1 pseudogene is annotated in these 336 nt (G+C 54.8%); it reads right to left on the bottom strand.

Going from position 1 to position 336, the window contains the following annotated elements:
• Positions 1-296 (bottom strand): annotated as a pseudogene (locus tag OGV94_RS00040) (formylglycine-generating enzyme family protein); the annotation flags it as partial.
• Between the last annotated feature and the right edge of the window lie 40 nt (positions 297-336).

Genomic DNA, 336 nt, shown 5'->3' with positions numbered 1-336 from the left:
GCTTTGAACTTACTCAGCGAATAGCTGCTTAACTCCACCCGGTGCAAAGGCTTGCTGTCTTTACGCCCGTCGTACTGCAGCCTTTCCACACCATATTCCTCGCCAAAATCCCCCATCAGGTATTCACCGCCTTCCACAAATACCTGCTCTGACTTTATCTGCGTCACAAATTCCTGCAGCCGGGCCTGGTCTTCCGCACTGTGCCGGGGGGTGACTGAGGCGGGCTTTTGATCGCAGCCAGCCATCGCGCTGACTGCCATCACAATGGCACACAGCCACAACCTGTCGTTTTTCATTATCACAGCCCTCATTTCACCGGACTCGGCTGGTTAACGG

Source organism: Citrobacter sp. Ce006, from assembly GCF_030336535.1.
GTDB lineage: Bacteria > Pseudomonadota > Gammaproteobacteria > Enterobacterales > Enterobacteriaceae > Citrobacter > Citrobacter europaeus.
The sequence above is the reverse complement of the archived record's forward strand: the minus strand, read 5'-3'. Positions and strand labels throughout refer to the sequence as shown.